This is a genomic window from Aureimonas fodinaquatilis (assembly GCF_008369445.1).
GTDB lineage: Bacteria > Pseudomonadota > Alphaproteobacteria > Rhizobiales > Rhizobiaceae > Aureimonas > Aureimonas fodinaquatilis.
Window position 1 is genome coordinate 688,030 of the sequence record NZ_VTWH01000002.1, and the last position, 15,658, is coordinate 703,687.

Annotated in this window: 14 protein-coding genes, 2 tRNA genes and 1 pseudogene; 1 reads left to right on the top strand and 16 read right to left on the bottom strand. The window is 56.0% G+C overall.

Annotated features, from left to right (window positions below; genetic code table 11):
- Positions 1 to 18: 18 nt before the first annotated feature.
- The 15 genes and pseudogenes from FPY71_RS09230 to FPY71_RS09305 all read right to left on the bottom strand — a co-directional run bounded on the left by FPY71_RS09230 (position 19) and on the right by FPY71_RS09305 (position 14,605).
- The gene (locus tag FPY71_RS09230) at positions 19 to 1,530 is read right to left on the bottom strand and encodes an NADH-quinone oxidoreductase subunit M (RefSeq protein WP_149299839.1); all 1,512 of its coding nucleotides are present in this window, start codon (positions 1,528 to 1,530) and stop codon (positions 19 to 21) included.
- A complete protein-coding gene (gene nuoL / locus FPY71_RS09235) occupies positions 1,530 to 3,539 on the bottom strand; it encodes an NADH-quinone oxidoreductase subunit L (RefSeq protein WP_149299841.1) in 2,010 nt (669 codons plus the stop codon). The genes FPY71_RS09230 and nuoL overlap by 1 nt, the downstream gene beginning before the upstream one ends.
- 14 nt (positions 3,540 to 3,553) lie before the next feature.
- Complete coding sequence (gene nuoK / locus FPY71_RS09240; protein ID WP_149299842.1) at positions 3,554 to 3,862, bottom strand: NADH-quinone oxidoreductase subunit NuoK; 309 nt, start codon at positions 3,860 to 3,862, stop codon at positions 3,554 to 3,556.
- A 10-nt stretch (positions 3,863 to 3,872) separates the two neighbouring features.
- On the bottom strand, positions 3,873 to 4,490 hold the full coding sequence (locus tag FPY71_RS09245) for an NADH-quinone oxidoreductase subunit J (protein WP_149299844.1): 618 nt from the start codon (positions 4,488 to 4,490) through the stop codon (positions 3,873 to 3,875).
- Between the two features lie 234 nt (positions 4,491 to 4,724).
- Entirely contained in the window at positions 4,725 to 5,216 is a 492-nt protein-coding gene (gene nuoI / locus FPY71_RS09250) for an NADH-quinone oxidoreductase subunit NuoI (RefSeq protein WP_149299846.1), read from the bottom strand.
- 58 nt (positions 5,217 to 5,274) lie between these two features.
- On the bottom strand, positions 5,275 to 6,321 hold the full coding sequence (gene nuoH / locus FPY71_RS09255) for an NADH-quinone oxidoreductase subunit NuoH (RefSeq protein WP_425457874.1): 1,047 nt from the start codon (positions 6,319 to 6,321) through the stop codon (positions 5,275 to 5,277).
- A gap of 12 nt (positions 6,322 to 6,333) precedes the next feature.
- A complete protein-coding gene (gene nuoG, locus FPY71_RS09260) occupies positions 6,334 to 8,412 on the bottom strand; it encodes an NADH-quinone oxidoreductase subunit NuoG (RefSeq protein WP_149299850.1) in 2,079 nt (692 codons plus the stop codon).
- Positions 8,413 to 8,476: 64 nt separating this feature from the next.
- Positions 8,477 to 9,784, bottom strand: a complete 1,308-nt coding sequence (nuoF, locus tag FPY71_RS09265) for an NADH-quinone oxidoreductase subunit NuoF (RefSeq protein ID WP_149299852.1) — start codon at positions 9,782 to 9,784, stop codon at positions 8,477 to 8,479.
- Between the two features lie 245 nt (positions 9,785 to 10,029).
- Positions 10,030 to 10,642 (bottom strand): annotated as a pseudogene (gene nuoE, locus FPY71_RS09270) (NADH-quinone oxidoreductase subunit NuoE); the annotation flags it as partial.
- Between the two features lie 152 nt (positions 10,643 to 10,794).
- Positions 10,795 to 11,985, bottom strand: coding sequence for an NADH-quinone oxidoreductase subunit D (locus FPY71_RS09275; RefSeq protein WP_149299855.1), 1,191 nt, complete (start codon positions 11,983 to 11,985; stop codon positions 10,795 to 10,797).
- Positions 11,978 to 12,424, bottom strand: a complete 447-nt coding sequence (locus FPY71_RS09280) for a GFA family protein (protein ID WP_149299857.1) — start codon at positions 12,422 to 12,424, stop codon at positions 11,978 to 11,980. The genes FPY71_RS09275 and FPY71_RS09280 overlap by 8 nt, the downstream gene beginning before the upstream one ends.
- Positions 12,424 to 13,020, bottom strand: coding sequence for an NADH-quinone oxidoreductase subunit C (locus FPY71_RS09285; RefSeq protein ID WP_149299859.1), 597 nt, complete (start codon positions 13,018 to 13,020; stop codon positions 12,424 to 12,426). The genes FPY71_RS09280 and FPY71_RS09285 overlap by 1 nt, the downstream gene beginning before the upstream one ends.
- Positions 13,021 to 13,030: 10 nt before the next feature.
- Entirely contained in the window at positions 13,031 to 13,588 is a 558-nt protein-coding gene (locus tag FPY71_RS09290; protein WP_149299861.1) for a NuoB/complex I 20 kDa subunit family protein, read from the bottom strand.
- Complete coding sequence (locus tag FPY71_RS09295; RefSeq protein WP_149299863.1) at positions 13,579 to 13,944, bottom strand: NADH-quinone oxidoreductase subunit A; 366 nt, start codon at positions 13,942 to 13,944, stop codon at positions 13,579 to 13,581. The genes FPY71_RS09290 and FPY71_RS09295 overlap by 10 nt, the downstream gene beginning before the upstream one ends.
- 584 nt (positions 13,945 to 14,528) lie before the next feature.
- A tRNA-Asp gene (locus FPY71_RS09305) sits at positions 14,529 to 14,605 on the bottom strand.
- A 299-nt stretch (positions 14,606 to 14,904) separates the two neighbouring features.
- On the opposite strand from FPY71_RS09305, the gene FPY71_RS09310 reads away from it, so the two are divergent.
- Positions 14,905 to 14,980 (top strand) — tRNA-Val (locus FPY71_RS09310).
- Between the two features lie 264 nt (positions 14,981 to 15,244).
- Here FPY71_RS09310 and hupB read toward each other — a convergent pair.
- Positions 15,245 to 15,523: a DNA-binding protein HupB gene (gene hupB / locus FPY71_RS09315; protein WP_149299867.1), complete on the bottom strand. Its 279-nt coding sequence runs from the start codon at positions 15,521 to 15,523 to the stop codon at positions 15,245 to 15,247.
- Between the last annotated feature and the right edge of the window lie 135 nt (positions 15,524 to 15,658).

The window sequence follows — 15,658 nt, forward strand, 5'->3', positions numbered from 1 at the left end:
TATTGCCCGCCCGTTTGTTTATTGAACCGCTGCAACGGCCGAGGCCGCTTGCAGCGCAGAATTGTAACCATTCAACAGCGCTTCGACCGAAGCGGATGTGACATTGAAGACCGGCATCGGGTACACCCCGAAGAAAATCACCAGTGCAGCCAGCGGATACAGCATCAGCTTTTCCCGCCGCGACAGATCCAGAATGCTGCGCAGACTGTCTTTATCCAGCGCACCGAAGATCACCCGGCGATACAGCCAGAGCGCATAGGCAGCCGACAGGATAACACCGGTCGCCGCGAAGATCGCCACCCAGCTGTTGGCCTGGTACACACCCATGAGCGTCAGAAACTCGCCAACGAAACCGCTTGTGCCTGGCAGCCCGACATTGGCCATGGTGAGCAGCAAAAACACCGTGGCATAGGCCGGCATGCGGCTAACCAGCCCGCCATAGGCGTCAATATCACGCGTGTGCATGCGATCATAAACGACACCAACGCACAGGAAGAGCGCACCTGCGACGAGACCGTGCGACAACATCTGGAAGATAGCGCCATCGATGCCCTGCTCGTTGCCGGCGAAAATGCCCATCGTCACAAACCCCATATGAGCAACGGACGAATAGGCAATCAGCTTCTTGATGTCTTCCTGCATCAGCGCCACCAGCGAGGTGTAGATGATGGCAATGACCGACAATGCGAAGACGAGAGGTGCAAAATCAGCGGAAGCCAGTGGGAACATTGGCAGGGAGAACCGCAACATGCCGTAGCCGCCGAGCTTGAGCAGGATGCCCGCCAGGATGACAGAGCCCGCAGTGGGCGCTTCAACGTGCGCATCCGGCAGCCACGTGTGCACCGGCCACATCGGCATTTTCACGGCAAACGAGGCAAAAAATGCCAGCCACAGCCACGTCTGCATGCTCACCGGGAAGTCGTAGGCCAGCAGCTCGGGTATCGAGGTTGTGCCGCTGTTCCAGTACATGGCCATGATGGCAACCAGCATCAGAACCGAGCCAAGGAATGTGTAGAGGAAGAATTTGTAGCTGGCATAGACCCGGCGTTTGCCGCCCCAGACACCGATGATCAGGAACATCGGAATGAGACTGCCTTCAAAGAAGACATAGAACAGCACAATATCCAGCGCGCAGAACACGCCGATGACCAGCGTTTCCAGCACCAGAAACGCGATCATGTATTCTTTCAGCCGGGTCTGGACAGTTTCCCAGCTCGCAAGGACACAGATCGGCAGCAGAAACGTTGTCAGAATGACAAACAGCATTGAAATACCGTCAATGCCCATATGGTAGCTGACGCCGCCCAGACCCAACCAGTCTGCCTTTTCGACAAACTGGAAACCTGCCTGCGAATAATCAAAGCCGAACCACAGGCCCAGAGACAAGATGAAGGTGAAAACCGTGGTCAGCAACGCCACATTGCGAATGTTGCGGCGCGCCAGTTCGTTGTCGTCGCGGATAAAAAGTATCAACGCCGCGCCGACAAGCGGCAAAAAAGTTACGGTCGAGAGGATCGGCCAGCCGGACATCAGTTCATTCCCCCGAACATCATGAATGTGACAAGCGCCGCAACGCCGATCAGCATGACGAAGGCATAGTGGTAAAGGTAGCCGGTCTGCAACTTAACAACCCGGTTGGTAACATCGACAACGCGTGCGGAGATCCCGTTTGGCCCGAAACCGTCAATGACAGTTCCATCGCCCGTTTTCCAGAGAAAGCGCCCAAGCGCCTTGGCAGGTCGCACGAACAGAAAGTCGTACAGCTCGTCGAAATACCATTTGTTGAGCAGAAACTTGTACAGGCCCTCGTTGCGTGCCGCGATCTGACCCGGAATCTGCGGACTGCGAATGTAAAACCAATAGGCAAACGCAAATCCCAGAACCATCATGATGGTCGGCGACCAGACCACCAGCGCCGGCACCTCATGCGCATCGTGAAGAACGTGGTTGTCCGGCCCGGTGAACAGCGCGCCGTGCCAGAAGCTCTCGTAACTGGCACCCAGGAAGTAAGGATAGAACACAATGCCTGCCAGCAACGCACCGGCGGCCAGAACGAACAGCGGCACTGTCATGATCGGCGGCGATTCATGAACATGGTGCATGACTTCGTGGCTGGCACGCGGCTTGCCATGGAAGGTCATGAATATGAGCCGCCAGGAGTAGAAGCTGGTCAACAGAGCAGCAATTACGGTCATGGCATAGCCGTACATTGCAAAGCTGTTGGTTCCGGCAAAGGCGCTTTCAATAATCGCGTCTTTGGAGAAATAGCCGGCTGTGAATGGAAAGCCTGTCAGTGCCAATGTGCCGATCACCATCATCCAGTAAGTGACCGGAATGTGCTTGCGCAGCCCACCCATGTTTCGCATGTCCTGTTCGTCGGACACGGCGTGAATAACCGAGCCAGCACCCAGGAACAGAAGCGCCTTGAAGAAGGCGTGCGTGAAAAGGTGGAAAACCGCGGCACCATATGCGCCAACACCCAATGCCACGAACATGTAGCCGAGCTGAGAACAGGTTGAATAGGCGATAACCCGCTTGATGTCGTTCTGCACCATGCCAACCGTTGCAGCGAAGAAAGCCGTTGTTGCGCCAACAAAGGTAACAACGGTCAGCGCGTCGGTTGACAGCTCGAACACTGGCGACATGCGGGCCAGCATGAACACACCGGCGGTGACCATGGTTGCCGCGTGAATCAGCGCGGAAACCGGTGTCGGGCCTTCCATCGCATCTGGAAGCCATGTGTGCAGGCCAAGCTGGGCGGATTTGCCCATTGCGCCCATGAACAGCAGAAGACAGATAACCGTCATCGCGCCGCCAAAGGTGAAGGACCAGCTCCCAAACTGAAACACCGTGTCGGTTGCCGCCAGAGGTGAAACGACAGCCGCTGCCGCTTCTGCAGCGCCGTGCCCGACTGCCTCGCCGAACATGCCGGTGGCGGCGGCAAAAATCACATCAAGCTGCACCGACCCGAACATGACGAACAGGCCGAAAATACCGAGCAGAAAACCGAAATCTCCGACGCGGTTGACGATAAACGCTTTCATCGCCGCTTTGTTTGCCGAAGGCTTTTTGTACCAGAACCCGATCAGCAGGTAGGAGGCGAGGCCCACCCCTTCCCAGCCGAAGAACATTTGCACCAGATTGTCGGCAGTGACCAGCATCAGCATGGCGAAGGTGAACAGCGACAGATATGCGAAGAAGCGCGGCCGATGCGGATCATGATGCATGTAGCCGATGGAATAGAGGTGCACCAGTGCCGAGACGGTATTGATCACCACCAGCATCACCAGTGTCAGCCGGTCAACATAAAGCGACCAGGAGAAATCCAGCGAGCCGGTTTTGACCCATTGCAGAAGCGTGATGCGAACAGGCTCGCCGTCCCCCATGCCAAAGCTGATGAAACCGACCCAGGACAGGAGTGCGGAAACAACGACAAATCCGCTGGTGATGAACTCGCAAGCCTTGGCGCCAATGCTGCGGCCAAACAGGCCGGCAATCAAAAAACCCAAAAGCGGTAGAAGGACGATTGTCTGGTACATGATGATGTCCCGTCTCAGCCTTTCAACGCGCTGACGTCATCGACAGCAATCGAGCTGCGATTTCGGAAGAATGTGACCAGAATGGCAAGGCCGATCGCAGCCTCTGCGGCTGCCACGGTCAGGATGAACAGCGCGAAAATCTGTCCCGCCAGATCGTTCAGGAAGGCCGAAAAGGCCACCAGATTGATGTTGACAGACAGCAGTATCAGCTCAACCGACATCAGGATGGTGATAATGCTCTTGCGGTTCATGAAGATGCCGAAAACGCCGATAACAAAAAGCATGGCGCCAACGGTGAGAAAATGTCCAAGACCTACTTCCATGATGATGCCCTCAGATACCCTTGCCGCTCTCGACCTTGCGGATCTCGATCGATGTTTCCGGCGTACGGCGTACCTGTTCCGGAATAGACTGACGTTTCAGCCCTTCTTTGTGACGAAGTGTCAGGACGATTGCGCCGATCATGGCGACAAACAGCACAAGACCCGCCATCTGGAAGAAGAAGATGTAGCGCGTGTACAGCACCTGCCCGATCGCCTCAATGTTAGAGACCTGATCCAGCGGCGGTGTTGGCAACACGGTGTTACCAGCAAGCTGCGGTTCGAAGTAATTGCCCGTCACTGCGATAACCAGCTGCGCCAGAAGCACAAGAGCAAGAATTGCACCGATGGGAGCGTATTTCAGTGCGCCCTTTCTAACCTGGCCAATGTCCAGATCCAGCATCATGACAACGAACAGGAACAGGATTGCCACTGCGCCCACATAGACGACAATGAGGATAAGCGCCAGAAACTCTGCCCCGGTCAGAAGGAACAACCCGGCAGCACTGACAAAGGCCAGTATCAGAAACAGCACGGAATGGACCGGGTTGCGTGACAACACGACCATGAGCGCGGAACCAACGGTGATTGCCGCAAAAAAATAAAAGAAGAGTGCCTGAAGGCCAAGCATCCTCGGGCTCCTTTGGTCGAGCATAATAACCGCGCAGATTGCGTCACGGCCATCGGGTTTCCAGTTGCTGCAGGCCCCTCGTTCAATTGGCGAGGAACCTGCCCTAAAGCATTCCTGAACCTCAGGAATGCCCATTCACGTCAGTCAGATTGTTTCATCTGATCGTCTGATCATCCGACACTTTCCGACACCTTGTCTGCGTTGAAGGCGCGCGCGCATCAACGGCAAAATGCTTCAGCGGTATGGCGCGTCCATGGTCATGTTGCGAGCTATTTCACGCTCCCAACGGTCACCATTCGCAAGCAGCTTTTCCTTATCATAATAAAGTTCTTCGCGGGTCTCAGTGGAGAACTCGAAGTTCGGCCCTTCAACAATCGCGTCCACCGGGCATGCTTCCTGGCAGAACCCGCAATAGATGCACTTCACCATATCAATGTCATAGCGCACCGTCCGGCGTGTACCATCATTGCGCCGAGGGCCAGCTTCAATAGTGATGGCCTGTGCCGGGCAGATTGCCTCGCAGAGCTTGCAGGCAATGCAACGCTCTTCACCGTTGGGATATCGGCGCAATGCATGCTCCCCACGAAAACGCGGACTGACAGGCCCTTTTTCGAACGGATAGTTCACGGTTGTCTTGGGCGAAAAGAAATATCGCATCGACAAGAAAAACGCGCTTACGAATTCCAGCAGAAACAGCGACTTGATAGATTGAGTTAATGCAGTCATCGAGCACTCGCCTCCTTATTCGGAAGCATTTTTCCGGTGAGTTTCTGGGTGAATTTCATCATGCCTGGTTCCACCCTGTGAACTGCAGAACGAAAGCAACGATTACGACCATTGCCAGCGACAGCGGCAGGAACACTTTCCAGCCAAGCCGCATGAGCTGATCATAGCGGTAGCGCGGCACGAACGCCTTGACCATTGCAAACAGGAAGAAACAGAACGAAACCTTGATCAGGAACCAGATGACGCCCGGCACCCAGGTGAACGGCACAAAATCAAACGGTGGCAGCCATCCGCCCAGGAACAGAATGGTCATCAGCGAGCACATCAGCGTAATCGCCGCATATTCGCCGAGCATGAACATCATGTAGGGAGTTGAGCCATACTCAACCATGAAGCCGGCAACCAGTTCGGATTCCGCTTCCGGCAGGTCAAACGGTGGACGGTTGGTTTCTGCCAGAGCGGAAATGAAGAAGATCACGAACATTGGGAACAGGGCCAGCCAGTGCCAATCCAGAAAGCTGGAAGGCAAGCCCATCATAGTGCCAGCGCCTGTTGACTGCGCCAGAACAATGTCCGTCAGGTTCAACGAGCCGACGCACAGCAACACGGTCACAATGACGAAGCCGATGGAGACTTCGTAGGAAACCATCTGAGCGGCAGAACGCAAGGCACCCAGAAACGCGTATTTGGAGTTGGATGCCCAACCGCCCATGATGACGCCGTAAACTTCCAGCGACGAAATCGCGAAAATGTAAAGGATGCCGATGTTGATGTCGGCGATCACCCAGCCATCGGCCACAGGCACCACGGCAAACGTTGCCAGCGCCAGTGTTACGGCGATCAGTGGTGCCAGCAGAAACACCACCTTGTCGGACGAAGCCGGAACAACAGGCTCCTTCAGAACAAATTTGAGCAGATCGGCAAAGGATTGGAACAACCCCCAGGGGCCGACGACATTGGGACCGCGACGCAGTTGCACAGCCGCCCAGATCTTGCGATCAGCCAGAAGAATGTAAGCGATCAGAACCAGCAGGACGACAAGAAACAACAGGCTTTGCGCCAGTATCACCAGGGCCGGCCATATATAGAGCCAGAAGAATTCCATCACTATCGCTTCCTACTCAGCCGCTTCGACATGCGCCTGCTGCGCAAGTCTCGAACATTCGGCCATGACTTTAGAGGCCCGCGCAATTGGGTTGGTCAGATAAAAGTCTGCAACGCCGGATACAAAGGCAGCACCTGCAAGCTTGCCGGTTGCCTGCTGCGACAGATCGGCAAGAACCGATGCATCCGCAAGTTCACGCCCTTCGCGCGCAAGAACAGGATGTGCCTTATGCAGCGCCACGCGCAGAGCCATCAGGGAGTCGAACGGCAATGTCTGGCCGACCACGGCGGAAAGCGCACGAACAATCGCCCAGTCTTCCCGTGCCTCTCCGGGAGGGAAAGCCGCCCGTTGGCCAACCTGAACACGCCCTTCCAGATTGACATAGGTGCCTGATTTTTCGGTATAGGCAGCGCCGGGCAGGATCACATCGGCGCGGTGAGCACCCTTGTCTCCGTGGGTGCCGATGTAAATGACAAACGGGCCAGCAGCCACATCCAGTTCATCAGCACCCAGATTGAACAGAACGTCAACGCCGCCGGCAGCCATTTCAACCGCCGATACGCTGCCCTCACCCGGAACAAAGCCAATGTCCAGTCCGCCAACACGCGAAGCCGCGCTGTGCAGAATGTTGAAGCCGTTCCAGCCCTCGGAAACTGCGCCCACTGCCCGCGCCAAGGCGGCAGCGCTGGCCAGAACCTCAGCTCCGTCATCGCCTGTCAGCGCGTTGCCACCGACGATGATCATCGGCCGCTCGGCCTTGCTCAATACGTCGAAGAACTCGCTGTTGTCCGCGGCGAAGTTGCCTAGGCTGGCCGATCCTGCGCCAAGATATGTGGTGCGATAACGCAAATTCGCGGCTTCACCAATCAGGCCAACCGGGAAATTGCCCTGCCTGACCCGCTTCAGAATGCGCGCATTCAACACAGAAGCTTCAAAACGTGGGTTGGAGCCAATCAACAGCAGTGCATCTGCGTGCTCAATGCCCGCAATGCCGGAGTTAAAGACATAGCTTGCACGGCCAAATGCCGGGTTCAGTCTGCTGCCGTCCTGCCGGCAATCCACATTGCTGCTGCCAAGTCCGGCCAGCAACTGCTTCAGTGCCCACATTTCTTCAACCGCAGCAAGATCGCCGGCAACTGCCCCGACGCGTGAACCCGCCACGCCCGCCAGCTTCGATTGAATCGCAGCAAACGCTTCCGGCCAGGTCGCCGCTTCCAGCCGGCCATTGCGCCGAACATAGGGACGGTCCAGACGCTGCGTGCGCAGGCCATCCCAGATGAAGCGGGTTTTATCGGAAATCCACTCCTCGTTCACATCGTCATTGGCGCGAGGCAAAATTCGCATGACCTCTCGACCGCGCGAATCCACGCGGATGGACGATCCAACGGCATCCATCACATCGACGGTTTCGGTCTTGGTCAATTCCCATGGCCGCGCCTGAAACGCATAAGGGCGCGAAGTCAGTGCGCCAACCGGGCAAAGATCAATCACATTGCCCTGCAGTTCAGACGTCATGGCATGTTCAAGATAGGTCGTGATCTCTGCATCCTCACCCCGGCCAATCAGGCCCAGTTCCGAAATTCCTGCGACTTCGGTGGTGAAGCGGACACAACGCGTGCAGTGAATGCAGCGCGTCATGATGGTTTTCACCAGCGGGCCAATATATTTGTCTTCAACCGCGCGCTTGTTTTCGCGGTATCTTGATGCGTCCACGCCAAATGCCATCGCCTGGTCCTGCAGATCACATTCACCGCCCTGATCGCAAATAGGGCAATCCAGCGGGTGATTGATCAGCAAAAACTCCATCACACCTTCACGGGCCTTCTTGACCATTGGCGTGTTGGTGAAAATTTCCGGCGTCTCGCCGTTGGGGCCCGGGCGCAAATCGCGCACGCCCATGGCACAGGAGGCTGCAGGCTTTGGCGGGCCGCCCTTTACCTCAACCAGGCACATGCGGCAATTGCCCGCTACCGACAACCGCTCATGAAAGCAGAAACGCGGAATCTCGGCACCAGCCTCCTCCGCCGCCTGCAGCAGCGTGTAGTGATCTGGAACTTCAACTTCGGTGCCGTCAACTTTGATCTTTGCCATCTGCTTTTTCTCAAGTTCCGAGCCGCTGGCGGTAAAACCGCGCAATCACACCCAACCCTTCAACCTATTCCGCCGCTTCCAGAATTGGGCTCGGGCCTTTGTCCGCATTGCGGGTGTATTCATCAATCCGCCGCTCGATTTCCGGGCGGAAGTTGCGGATCAGGCCCTGGATTGGCCAGGCCGCCGCATCGCCCAGTGCACAGATCGTGTGACCTTCCACCTGCTTCGTCACGTCCAGAAGCATGTCAATTTCACGCTTCTGGGCATTGCCGGTCACCATTCTTTCCATCAAACGCCACATCCAGCCTGTGCCTTCCCGGCATGGGGTGCACTGGCCGCAGCTTTCATGTTTGAAGAAGTACGACAGTCTGGCAATGGCGCGCACAATGTCTGTGCTCTTGTCCATGACAATCACCGCTGCCGTTCCGAACGATGACTGGACAGAGCGCAGGCCGTCAAAATCCATCGGGCAGTCCATAATGTCTTCGGCCTTGACCACGGGGCAGGATGCGCCGCCGGGAATGACTGCGAGCAGATTGTCCCAGCCACCGCGAACGCCACCGGCGTGCTTTTCGACCAGTTCCCGGAAGCTGATGCCCATCGCCTCTTCAACGGTGCACGGGCGTTCAACATGGCCGGAAATCATGAACAGCTTGGTGCCGACATTGTTTGGACGGCCAATACCGGCAAACCATGCACCGCCCCGCCGCAGAATGGTGGGCGCAACTGCGACCGATTCCACATTGTTGACCGTGGTTGGGCAACCATAAAGGCCCATATTTGCCGGGAAAGGCGGCTTCAGGCGTGGCTGGCCTTTTTTGCCTTCCAGGCTTTCCAGCAGCGCGGTTTCTTCACCACAAATATACGCACCGGCGCCGTGATGGACATAGATGTCGAAATCCCAGCCGCATTTGTTGTTTTTACCAAGGAGGCCGGCATCATAGCATTCGTCAATGGCAAGCTGCAGCGCCTCACGTTCGCGGATATATTCGCCGCGCACGTAAATGTAGGCTGCATGTGCGCTCATCGCGAAGCCGGCAATCACGCAGCCTTCAATCAGTGTGAACGGATCGTTGCGCAGGATCTCGCGGTCCTTGCAGGTTCCCGGCTCAGACTCGTCGGCATTGATAACCAGGTAATGTGGCCGCTCGCCCACTTCCTTCGGCATGAAGGACCATTTGAGGCCGGTGGGGAAACCCGCGCCGCCACGGCCACGCAGACCAGAGGCCTTCATTTCATTGATGATCCAGTCACGCCCCTTGGCAATGATTGCATCGGTCCCATCAAAATGGCCACGCGCCATCGCACCTTTGAGACTTTTGTCCCGAAGGCCGTAAATATTGGTGAAGATGCGGTCCTGATCTTGAAGCATCACCGTCTCTCAACTATCCGCGCCGGATTTTGGCGTCTTTCCCGAAGGATCCGCACTTGCGGCATTTTCCTCGGCCTGATCGACCTTGGCATCCGCATCATTGGGACCCTTGATTGATGGGTCCGTTTCATCCGCATGGGTGTCCACCCGTGCAGCTTCCGAAGGCGCGATATTGTCTTCTTCGCCCGTATGCGAAGCGCCCGCCGCAGGGCCACCGGATGTGGCCGAGCCCGCTGCCTTGTCGTCTTTGAAACTGGTGAGCGTTGTTGCGCCGCCAATCGGCGCGCAGAGGTGGCGGTCAATTTGCGGGCCAACGGGCACGTTCGCACCGTCACCAGCTTCAAACGCATCAATTATTTCCGCCAGTCGCTCCGGCGTCAGATCTTCATAAGTGTCCTTGAAGATCATCACCATCGGCGCGTTCACGCACGCACCAAGGCATTCCACCTCTTCCCAGGACAGCGTGCCGCTTTCGTTCAGATGGAAAGGGTCATGGTGAATTTTCTTCTGGCAGACAGCCTTCAGCGCTTCCGCGCCGCGCAACATGCAGGGCGTCGTACCACAAACCTGAATATGCGCCTTGGTGCCAACCGGCGCCAATTGGAACTGCGTGTAAAATGTCGCCACTTCCAGAACACGGATCAGCGGCATTTCCAGACGCGCGGCAACAAACTCTATTGCCGAGCGGGTAACCCAGCCATCCTGCTCCTGCGCGCGCATCAACAGCGGAATCACCGCAGACTGCTGGCGACCTTCCGGATACTTGCGGATCGTGTGCTCAGCCCACGCCTCATTCTCGCTTGTGAAAGCGAAATTTTGTGGTTGTACGGTTTCTTCCGCGAGACGCCTGACCGACATCGGACCTCTACTTGAGAACGATTATACGTTCTTGTTGCGGCGCGTTCTATCATAGACCGCGCAAAACGCCAGCACTTCGCCATGCCGGCATTCAACAGACTGAAGGTCACCGCGAATTCAATGCGATGACCGGCGAAACAAAACTCGCGCGCCTAGCGATCAACCTCGCCAAACACGATATCGCAAGACCCCAGAATGGCCGAAACGTCGGCCAGCATGTGCTTGCGGCAAAGGAAATCCATGGCCTGAAGATGGGCAAAACCCGGCGCCTTGATCTTGCAGCGATATGGCTTGTTGGTGCCATCCGCAACCAGATAGACGCCAAACTCGCCCTTAGGTGCTTCCACTGCCGCGTAAACTTCGCCAGCCGGCACGTGAAAACCTTCAGTGTAAAGCTTGAAGTGATGAATCAGCGCTTCCATCGACCGCTTCATCTCGCCCCGCTTAGGCGGAACGATTTTCCCGTCATTAGCGGAAACCGGGCCGGAACGATCGCGGCCCGACAGGCGCTCCACACACTGCTTCATAATGTATGTCGACTGGCGCATCTCTTCCATGCGGATGAGATAACGGTCGTAGCAGTCGCCGTTCTTGCCGATCGGAATATCAAATTCCATTTCCGAATAGCATTCATATGGCTGGGATTTTCGCAAATCCCATGCAGCGCCAGAACCGCGCACCATGACGCCCGAGAAGCCAAGCGCCCACGCATCATCAATATCGACCACGCCGATATCGACATTGCGCTGCTTGAAAATGCGGTTGCCGGTCAAAAGCTGGTCGATATCGTCAACGCGCTTCAGGAACGGGTCACACCATGCGCCGATATCGTCAATCAACGCCTGCGGCAGGTCCTGGTGTACGCCACCGGGGCGGAAATAAGCCGCGTGCAAACGCGCGCCGCATGCCCGCTCGTAAAACACCATCAGCTTTTCACGCTCTTCAAAGCCCCAGAGCGGCGGCGTCAGAGCGCCCACATCCATCGCCTGCGTTGTTACGTTCAACAGATGCGAAAGAATGCGGCCGATTTCGCTGTAAAGCACGCGGATAAGCTGGCCACGGATCGGGACATCCAGACCTGTCAGCCGCTCAATTGCCAGGCAGAATGCATGCTCCTGATTCATCGGAGCCACATAGTCCAGCCGGTCGAAATACGGGATGGCCTGAAGATAGGTTTTCTGTTCAATCAGCTTTTCAGTGCCGCGGTGCAAAAGACCGATATGCGGGTCTACCCGCTCGACATTTTCGCCGTCCAACTCCAGCACCAGACGCAAAACGCCGTGCGCTGCGGGGTGCTGCGGTCCGAAATTGATGTTGAAATTGCGTACGTCTATCTCAGCCATTGTCAGACCCCTGACCCGCTGCGAAAGCAGCCATAACTTCTGCCCCGGTCAGCTTGCGCGTATCATTGCTGAATGAGTAATGAGCCGGCTTTTCGTCGATGAAAATTTCTTCGGCAAAGTGAAACTGCGAAATGTCGTCAAAGGCGTGCATCGCAACAACGTATTGATGTGGTGATTGCAGACGCCAAAAAAGGCTGCTGCCGCAGGCACGGCAGAACAGCCGCTCGCCCCATTCCGAAGATTTGTAAGTTTCCAGCGTATCGCTTTTTACAAACTCGACACTGTCTCCACACGGCACGGCCATGAACACGCCGCCGCTCCATTTGCGGCACATGCTGCAATGGCAGACATCCATTTCCAGCTTTTCAGGCACAGCGGAAAAACGCACATTACCGCAGAGGCAACCGCCGGACAGCCTTGGGTGGTCAACAGCCGCCATCAGCTTGGCCCTGCTTTTTCATCGCCCGGAAGAACGTATTCGGGTCCTTCCCATGGCGACAGAAAATCAAAATTGCGAAATTCCTGACGCAATTCCACCGGTTCATAGACGACGCGCTTCAGACGCTCGTCATAATGCACCTCGACAAAACCGGTCAGCGGAAAATCCTTGCGCAGCGGATGACCTTCAAAGCCGTAATCGGTCAGAATACGGCGCAGATCCGGGTGGCCCTGAAACAGGATGCCGTAAAGATCATAGGCCTCACGCTCAAACCAATCAGCCCCGGCGAAAACCGCGGTGGTTGAAGGCACCGCATCATCTTCACCGGCGTATACCTTGACGCGGATCCGTTGGTTGAGGCGAGGCGAAAGCAGGTGATAGACCACCTCGAACCGCTCTGCCCTTTCCGGGTAATCGACCCCACACAGATCCACAAAGTTGCGGAACAGGCAGGATGGGTCGTCACGCAGAAATGTCAGCACAGCCAGAATGTCCTGCCGAGCCGTAACCACTGTCAATTCACCGAAGGCGATATCAGACCCGATCAGCTTTTTGCCAATCGGCGATTCTGCCAGATAACTCGCGAGTTCTTCCATCAGACCGACCTCAACGCTCTATCGTGCCGGTGCGACGGATTTTTTTCTGCAGAAGCAGAACACCGTACAAAAGCGCTTCTGCTGTGGGCGGACATCCCGGAACGTAAATGTCCACTGGCACCACCCGGTCACAACCACGCACAACCGAATAGGAATAATGATAATAGCCGCCACCATTGGCGCATGAACCCATGGAAATGACATAACGCGGCTCTGGCATCTGGTCATAAACCTTGCGCAGAGCCGGAGCCATTTTGTTGGTGAGCGTGCCTGCGACGATCATCACATCGGACTGGCGTGGACTGGCGCGAGGCGCAAAGCCGAATCTTTCCGCATCATAACGCGGCATAGACATCTGCATCATCTCAACGGCGCAGCAAGCCAGACCGAACGTCATCCACATCAGCGAGCCTGTACGAGCCCACTGGATCAGGTCTTCGGTGGAAGTGACCAGAAAGCCTTTATCGGCCAGTTCATTGTTCACATCGGTTACAAATGGATCAGACGCTTGCGGAACGGTCAGGTTCGACCGCTCGGACAAAGCGTTGGAGCTGTCGGTCAATCCCATTCGAGGGCACCTTTCTTCCATTCATAGATAAAGCCGACGGTCAGCACGCCAAGAAACACCATCATCGACCAGAAGCCGGCCCATCCAAGGTCGCCAAAAGTCGCAGCCCAGGGAAACAGGAACGCAACTTCGAGATCGAAAATAATGAAGAGAATCGACACCAGATAAAACCGGACATCAAACCGCATCCGGGAATCATCGAAGGCGTTAAATCCACACTCGTATGCCGAGAGCTTTTCATCCGTTGGCGCTTTGAATGCCACCAGGAAAGGAGCAGCCAGAAGGGCCACCCCGATCAGAAGCGCAACGCCCACAAAAATGACAATTGGCAAATAGGACGCGAGAAGTTCGTTCACCGGGATCAACCTTCCGATCCGTAGCCTTCGCCCAGGGAACCGGGGCACCCTGCGCGGCACGGAAATTCGACGCTGACGTCTAACAACAGAATTATTGCCACGCCAAAGGCGGGCCCCAAGGACCTATCCCGCAGCGCAGCGCATTGAGGCGACGATTAGACCCTTCCTAAACTGGAAGCAAGGGGAAGACCGATCAAGTCTTGCCGAATATCGGAATGAGAGAAAATATGACACGCCCAAAGGCAATTTCGCCCTCGCCCACTCATGCAGCGGAATGGCTTGGCCAGATCGAAAATTCCCGGACCCGAATCTCCGGCACCTCAGGCAATGATGACTGCGCCCTGCCCGATCACAAGATTCCACTTGTCACCAAAACTGCTCGCTCCGGATTCTGCGAGGGATTTTGAATGTGGAAGCCTGAAGCGTGGAATAGAGTTCGGTCGCGGATTCTTTTTGCGACTCGCGGTCATCAGGCTCAAACGTCAAATCGAGTTTGCTCCAGGACCAGCGAACAATCAGTCAAACTGTAATGGGGGATATTCGGGAAGCATTTTCCTAAGCAATCAGTAAATTGCTTAGGAAAATGGCGCGAGTGACGGGGCTCGAACCCGCGACCTCCGGCGTGACAGGCCGGCACTCTAACCGACTGAGCTACACCCGCGCTTTGTGCCGCTGGCGTGTTCGTCAGCGGCATGAGCGGTCGTTTAAGGGAGCCCCGTCGGACTGTCAAGCGACCTGAAAAATTTCTGACAACATTTCGTTCAAACCATTGTTTTATCGTGCGCCACGGCGTGTCAGATTCCGGGCCGATATCCGGGCGATTCCTCTAAATGATACGAATCATGAGATTTCGTGATTCATCGGCAAATTTTCTCAAAAGAACCGCTTGCAAAATCTCTTTCGAGCCTTTAGGCAGACGTCACGAACGCGGTGCGGCGAAGTTGTTTGCACCAGCGGATCGGGCGATTAGCTCAGTTGGTAGAGCGCCTCGTTTACACCGAGGATGTCGGGAGTTCGAGTCTCTCATCGCCCACCATTTTCTTCTAAAAATCGTTGGCCTTGTGTGTTCTTGCGCGTTGTTGCTTGCAATCGCGGATACACGATCACGCGCGCCAGCCCTGCAACTGCTCAAAAACTCGTACAGACGCCCTGCAGCGCGCCGGCGGGATTTCTCAACATCGGCTCGGCATAACCACCAAACGCGCACCCACGCCCTTCCCTGCCTCAACATGTGCCAAAAAACAGAAAGGGTGGCCGCGGAATTCGCGGCCACCCTTTCTGCAAGTCACATCAAGCTTGATTAGCGGTTGTTAACCGCATCCTTCAAGCCTTTGCCTGGCGCGAACTTTGGAACGTTGCGTGCAGGAATATCTACTTCGGCGCCCGTCGAAGGGTTACGCCCCTTGGAGGCTTCACGATGCGAAACCGAGAAAGTCCCGAAGCCGACCAGGCGAAGGTCGTCGCCCTTGGCCAATGCACCCTCGATGGTGGTGAATACAGCGTCAACCGCATCGGTTGCATGCTGCTTGGAAAGGCCAGACTTCTCCGCAACAGCGGAAACGAGTTCATTTTTGTTCATCAGCTATCCTCCTGACTACGGCGCACCGCACCGGTTGGCTGGAGACGATGGTCAAAACTGCGGCATCATTCAAGCTCTCAATGCGCTAAAACGCCCGGAATCTCGTGGTTTCACACAAAAAATGCCGCCCGAAGG

Coding starts and splice junctions, on each gene's coding strand:
- FPY71_RS09230 (WP_149299839.1), bottom strand. CDS start 1,530: ATGTCCGGCTGGCCGATCCTCTCGACCGTAACTTTTTTGCCGCTTGTC.
- nuoL (WP_149299841.1), bottom strand. CDS start 3,539: ATGTACCAGACAATCGTCCTTCTACCGCTTTTGGGTTTTTTGATTGCC.
- nuoK (WP_149299842.1), bottom strand. CDS start 3,862: ATGGAAGTAGGTCTTGGACATTTTCTCACCGTTGGCGCCATGCTTTTT.
- FPY71_RS09245 (WP_149299844.1), bottom strand. CDS start 4,490: ATGCTTGGCCTTCAGGCACTCTTCTTTTATTTTTTTGCGGCAATCACC.
- nuoI (WP_149299846.1), bottom strand. CDS start 5,216: ATGACTGCATTAACTCAATCTATCAAGTCGCTGTTTCTGCTGGAATTC.
- nuoH (WP_425457874.1), bottom strand. CDS start 6,321: ATGGAATTCTTCTGGCTCTATATATGGCCGGCCCTGGTGATACTGGCG.
- nuoG (WP_149299850.1), bottom strand. CDS start 8,412: ATGGCAAAGATCAAAGTTGACGGCACCGAAGTTGAAGTTCCAGATCAC.
- nuoF (WP_149299852.1), bottom strand. CDS start 9,784: ATGCTTCAAGATCAGGACCGCATCTTCACCAATATTTACGGCCTTCGG.
- FPY71_RS09275 (WP_149299855.1), bottom strand. CDS start 11,985: ATGGCTGAGATAGACGTACGCAATTTCAACATCAATTTCGGACCGCAG.
- FPY71_RS09280 (WP_149299857.1), bottom strand. CDS start 12,424: ATGGCGGCTGTTGACCACCCAAGGCTGTCCGGCGGTTGCCTCTGCGGT.
- FPY71_RS09285 (WP_149299859.1), bottom strand. CDS start 13,020: ATGGAAGAACTCGCGAGTTATCTGGCAGAATCGCCGATTGGCAAAAAG.
- FPY71_RS09290 (WP_149299861.1), bottom strand. CDS start 13,588: ATGGGATTGACCGACAGCTCCAACGCTTTGTCCGAGCGGTCGAACCTG.
- hupB (WP_149299867.1), bottom strand. CDS start 15,523: ATGAACAAAAATGAACTCGTTTCCGCTGTTGCGGAGAAGTCTGGCCTT.